Source organism: Facklamia sp. HMSC062C11, from assembly GCF_001810675.1.
Classification (GTDB): Bacteria; Bacillota; Bacilli; order Lactobacillales; family Aerococcaceae; genus Facklamia; species Facklamia hominis.
This window is the reverse complement of the sequence record NZ_KV802396.1, coordinates 1-639: the sequence shown is the minus strand read 5'-3', so window position 1 is coordinate 639 and position 639 is coordinate 1. Positions and strand designations below refer to the sequence as shown.

Here is a 639-nt window from a genome sequence, read left to right as displayed (position 1 = left end):
TTGTAGTATTCAATATAGTCTTCGATCGTTTGTTTCAATTCATCATAAGAGTTAAACGTGTGACCATAATAAATTTCTTGCTTTAAGATGCCAAAGAAGTTTTCCATGATGGCATTATCTAAACAATTTCCTTTACGTGACATACTCTGAAATATTTTTTGGTCTTTCAAGGTGTTGACATAAGGTTTCATTTGATAAGCCCAACCTTGATCAGAATGAAAGGTTCTTCGAAATGGACAATCTTTTGTCTGTTCGATGGCTTGTGCTAAAGCCTCCATAATCGGTCTAAATGTTGGTTGCTTACTGATGGAATAACTAATAATCTCTGAATTATACCTATCTAAAAAGGGATTTAAATATAACTTTTTAATCCGTGGAATCCCTGCGGAATCATATTCATAATACTTAAATTCCGTAGTATCTGTGGTGATTTTTTGATGGGGAATCGATGTCTTAAATCGACGACGAATCAGGTTAGATGCGATTTTCCCGATTTCTCCCTTATAAGATTTATATGTCCGATTCCGATGGCCAAAACAAGTGACCTGGATACCCAGTTTTTGACACAGTTTTTGAGTTTTGTTTTCTGAGATAACATAGTCTAACTTACATAACTCAGCCCAGAGTCTACGATAGCCA

1 protein-coding gene is annotated in these 639 nt (G+C 35.2%); it reads right to left on the bottom strand.

The window, feature by feature from the left end; all coding sequences use genetic code 11:
- Window positions 1-639, bottom strand: a 639-nt coding sequence (locus tag HMPREF2758_RS03960; protein ID WP_070609261.1) for an IS3 family transposase, incomplete at both ends; no start/stop codon positions are given.